Here is a 4233-nt window from a genome sequence, read left to right on the forward strand (position 1 = left end):
ATCTGAACTACGAGCACGAGGCAGATATCTTCGCCAACCAGATGAAGTTTGTCAAACCGCTCCGTCCCTATGAAGTGTTTATGGCAAATGTGGAAGCCGGGAATCAGGAACAGCTTATGATCAAAGATCTGGTAGAGTCTTATTCTCTTTCCATTGGCCAGGTCAGAAACTATGGCGTTGTCTGTGCTGTCTCCACGCTTGAAAATATATATGAGCGGTTCGGTTACCATGTACTTGATCGAACACTCAGACTCTGCGTAGGCACCTGGGAGGGCGATATGAATTCGCTGTCTGCCAATATGCTCAACGGAATTGCCAGATTGGTCTACACGTTCGGCGATGCCCTGAAAGATGAGACCTTTAAGGAAAAAGTGGGGGAAATGTCGGTCAAGCTGCTTTCGAGAACAGCCAAGGAACGACGCCCCGGTTCTATGGGCTATGCTGAGGCGATGCTTCTGGCCTATAACCGCAAATGCAAATATCCGCTCAAATGGACCAAGCTCTACGAGAAGAATGTGGGGAACAATGAAGGACTGGACATTGATACGGATATGGACGAGGATGAGGGCGGGGACTCTTTTGAGGGAGCCGCCAAAGAATAAGCAAACGGACGGTTCCACCAGGAATCGTCCGTTTGTGATCTTATCATGGAAGGGAAAAGGCCGGGCGCATATACTCTATCGCTCCCCGGCTGAGACCATACTGCCCGGCCAACTGTTCCCAGTGTCCGGATACTGTTTTGCAGACCTCCTCTGCAGCCTGTTCCGCTTCCTGCGGGGCAAGGCCGAAATAATCGGCTACTTCCAGAGCCAGTTCCAAGTCAATGGTGTTATCATACTCACTCACATTGAGGGAAAGCCGGTCCCCCGAGGGGACTGGGTTCACATCATAGAGAGGGGCCAGCCGCCAGCCGGTGGGTGTCAGAAGGAAACCATGGTTGCGCAGGTGGTCGTCAGTATTGGATACCGCCATGCTGAACACGATCCGCTTCCACAGCTCGGCCAGATCCTGCTGGGGTGATGCCCCGTTGGCCCGGATGAACGCCGCCAGATCCAGATAGCTGCTTCCGTCCGCTGCCGAGGCTCCATCGGTCTTGCCCAGCAGGGTCATGGCGGAGGCGAAGTGGATGCGGCGGCTGCCATTTCGGTCAAATCGCTTGACAAGAAAGGTGCTGCCGGTCTTGGAGAACGTCTCCAATTTGGATTCCGGAACATCCAGCCCGCAGAGCCGTGCCAGGTCATGGACGACCTTCTCCCACGCGCCGCTGTTATATTCATCATGCTTGGAAGGGAACTTGGCGATCCACAAGGCGCCATCTGTGGCCTGCACCGTAGCTTTGGGTCTTGCACCGCCCAAGGAGGAGCCAGGGGCCAGAAGCTCACGTAGCCATTTTTCATTCAGGCCGCTCTCATCGTTCTCGAAAGCGATAGAGGCGTTTTCCAGCGTCCGAAGGTTTACCCATGGAGGCGTCGCAAATGCTTTATCGTTCGAAAGAAATTCGCCCCCTTCTTCCAAGCTGAACCGCAGCGCACCCATACGGGATTCATCGTAGACCCCCAACAGGAAGTCGCTCTCGGTGAGCTTACGGGGCTTGCGGTCCTCTTTGCGAGCGTCGATGGCCTCCTTGCGCTTCATCAGCAGACGCCCCCAGCGATCCGGACAGGAGTCGGAAAACAGGCCAAAGAGCTGCTTGTTCAGCGGCACATACTGCCGCCCGCGGTAAAGAGCCAGATCCGGGTCCAGAGAGAAGGAACTCTCGGCGGATGACAGCCAGGCTGGATCATACTCAAAGGAAAAGGTTTCCTGTCCGCGGACGAAGCCGCAGCGCAGCCGCCCCAGCAGAGTGGGTGCCTCTCCACGCCAATTTTCATATACATAGATGGTCTTTTCGTCCTGCGCCATGGGCTACTCTCCTTTCTTGGGTGCCCGCCGTCTGGTGGGCAGCGCCAGATCTTGTAGCTTCCTGCCGAATTCATCATCTTTTGCAATAAGCAGCAGGTCGCTGTCCATATTGTTTAATGCGTGCAGCACAGCGGCATAGGAGCCGATGGATACCGTAGGGGTGCCTTTCTCAATGGATATCAGAGTGGCTCGGCTGATCCCGGCACGCTCTGCTACCAATTCCAGGCTCAACTTCCTGCGCAGGCGGGCCAGGCGGATCTGCTCACCCATCTGTGCCAGGATCTCCCGTGTTTGCGGCATGATGACCGCAGCTTTTTTTGCCATGCACAATCGCCTCCTAACATAAATTATACTATATTATTTCGGCGATTATGTCAATTATATTTGAAGTTATCAACTTTCTTTTTCCGGGCGTTCTTCGATAAGGTACCCTCCTCCGAAGATAATGTCCAGTCTCCCGTCGGGATACACCTTCACACACTCAATCATTTGGTGGACGATGGTATCGTCGTACTCCATCTTTTTGGATGCTCGGTCGGCGATGATCTGCTGTAGTTGAAGGATTCGGCTGTCATTCACCTGATCGGAAGCAAGTGCTTCTTCGAGTTTCTGAATCCGTCCTTGCAGGAGTTCAATGGTATCGGAAAGTTCTTTGAATTCAGCTTCGTGACTCTCGATACCCTCCCCGCTTTCCACGCTCTCATTGATAAGAGATACCATTTTCCGATTCAGTCCATCTATTTTCCGCCGGAGCAGGTCGATTTCATCTGTGCCTCCGGTTAGACCGATTGCTTCACCAATGGTTGCCCGCATGAGTGCCATATAAGTGGACTCGTCTTCCTCGTTGAATCGGTTGATTGCCCGAACAATAGCGGCGTGGAGGGCGGTCTCATCTACCGTGAGCGAGGTTTTGCAGTAGCGCTTTCCATAGTCTAAGCGGCTGATGCAGCGCCAGACAACTCGCTTTTTTCCTCGGGATGTCCAGGTCACGCGCTTATATCGACTTCCGCATTCGGCGCAGATCATCACATTGGATAGTGCGTACCGGGAGTATTTTCCGGTGGCTGTGGTAGCCGTTTTGGTGGAATTTGGCTCCCGGCTCATCCGCCTGGCAAGTTCTTCCTGCGTTTTGTGAAAGAGCTCTCGGCTGATGATGCCAACATGGCTATTCTGTACATAGTACATGGGTGCCTCACCTGTGTTTTTGCGGCGAACCTTACCAATACAGTCAATTGTGACCGTCTTTTGAAGGATGCTGTCCCCGCAGTATCGTTCATTCCGGAGAATACCCTTAATCATGCTCGCAGAGAAGGAGAAGCGTTTTCCTGGTATCTGGAGATTTTCTTCTCTGAGTTTGGTTGAGATCCGATTGATGGTTTCACCTGACAGGTACATATTGAAGATCCTCTCCACGATGGATGCCTCCTCCGGGACGATCTCCGGTTCTCCGTCTGCACCCTTGCGGTATCCCAGAAGGCACTTATAGTTGAATATGGGCTTGCCCTCCTGAAATCGCTTACGAAAAGTCCAGGTGACATTCTTGCTGATGCTTTCGGATTCGGACTGTGCGAACCCTGCGTAGATGACCAGATAGAGTTCGCTGTCGATTTGCAGTGTGTCTATATTTTGCTCCTCGAAGTAGATGCCAATCCCTCTTGCCCTGAGCATTCGGACATGGTCCAGGCAGTCCACTGTATTACGGGCGAAGCGGGAAACGGATTTCGTGATGATATAGTCGATTTTCCCAGACAAGCAGTCGTTGATCATCTTCTGGAACTGGGGGCGCTTATCTGCACGTGTCCCGGAGATGCCCTCATCTGCGTAGAGTCCGGCGAACTCCCATTCGGGCTTAGCGGCAATCATCTCGGTATATACCTTTTTCTGGTTGGTATAGGATGTGAGCTGCTCCTCGCTGTCGGTGGATACCCGGCAGTAGGCAGCAACCAGCCGCTGATGATACTGCTCCCTGTTGACGATCAGGGAGCGTTTTGACTCAATAACCGATATTGTTTTCTTGGGTATCTTGGTTACATTCATTTTCTTCATCTCCGATCTCGACATCGGTTTTGGTATGTAGGATCACCTTTCCTCCGCTGCCAAGCGTCAGGTAGGCGGCGATGTCACTAAAGTAGGCCGGGCTGAATTCCTCCTGGGGAGTCATCAGACTTACCCGCTTTCGGGCGATGGATGCAGCAATCTGTAGATGGGCATCGCTCTCAGCATAAGGTCAAAAGGGAGGTTTTGAAGTTAGCGCAGCTAATGTTAGGCCTGTTTTGCTGCTCCAAAACAATATCATACCAATAAAAATTGCCTGCCGGCCCTCTATGAAGC

At 52.7% G+C, this 4233-nt stretch carries 5 protein-coding genes; 1 reads left to right on the plus strand and 4 read right to left on the minus strand.

What is annotated here, in order from left to right; translation table 11 throughout:
* Nucleotides 1–602: DUF6551 family protein (locus tag B5F88_RS18460; protein WP_140402195.1), on the plus strand; the 602-nt coding region annotated here is incomplete at its 5' end.
* A 43-nt stretch (nucleotides 603–645) separates the two neighbouring features.
* Here the strand turns inward: B5F88_RS18460 and B5F88_RS18465 are convergent.
* The 4 genes from B5F88_RS18465 to B5F88_RS20885 all read right to left on the minus strand — a co-directional run bounded on the left by B5F88_RS18465 (nucleotide 646) and on the right by B5F88_RS20885 (nucleotide 4063).
* On the minus strand, nucleotides 646–1902 hold the full coding sequence (locus B5F88_RS18465; protein ID WP_087348915.1) for a type II toxin-antitoxin system HipA family toxin: 1257 nt from the start codon (nucleotides 1900–1902) through the stop codon (nucleotides 646–648).
* A gap of 3 nt (nucleotides 1903–1905) precedes the next feature.
* Nucleotides 1906–2226: a helix-turn-helix transcriptional regulator gene (locus B5F88_RS18470; RefSeq protein WP_071430674.1), complete on the minus strand. Its 321-nt coding sequence runs from the start codon at nucleotides 2224–2226 to the stop codon at nucleotides 1906–1908.
* 69 nt (nucleotides 2227–2295) lie between these two features.
* Nucleotides 2296–3939, minus strand: a complete 1644-nt coding sequence (locus B5F88_RS18475; protein ID WP_162612247.1) for a recombinase family protein — start codon at nucleotides 3937–3939, stop codon at nucleotides 2296–2298.
* On the minus strand, nucleotides 3896–4063 hold the full coding sequence (locus tag B5F88_RS20885; RefSeq protein ID WP_162612248.1) for a hypothetical protein: 168 nt from the start codon (nucleotides 4061–4063) through the stop codon (nucleotides 3896–3898). The genes B5F88_RS18475 and B5F88_RS20885 overlap by 44 nt, the downstream gene beginning before the upstream one ends.
* Nucleotides 4064–4233 lie beyond the last annotated feature (170 nt).

The sequence above is a fragment of the Flavonifractor sp. An306 genome, assembly GCF_002159455.1.
Taxonomy (GTDB): domain Bacteria; phylum Bacillota; class Clostridia; order Oscillospirales; family Oscillospiraceae; genus Flavonifractor.

Coding starts and splice junctions, on each gene's coding strand:
- B5F88_RS18465 (WP_087348915.1), bottom strand. CDS start 1,902: ATGGCGCAGGACGAAAAGACCATCTATGTATATGAAAATTGGCGTGGA.
- B5F88_RS18470 (WP_071430674.1), bottom strand. CDS start 2,226: ATGGCAAAAAAAGCTGCGGTCATCATGCCGCAAACACGGGAGATCCTG.
- B5F88_RS18475 (WP_162612247.1), bottom strand. CDS start 3,939: ATGAATGTAACCAAGATACCCAAGAAAACAATATCGGTTATTGAGTCA.
- B5F88_RS20885 (WP_162612248.1), bottom strand. CDS start 4,063: ATGACTCCCCAGGAGGAATTCAGCCCGGCCTACTTTAGTGACATCGCC.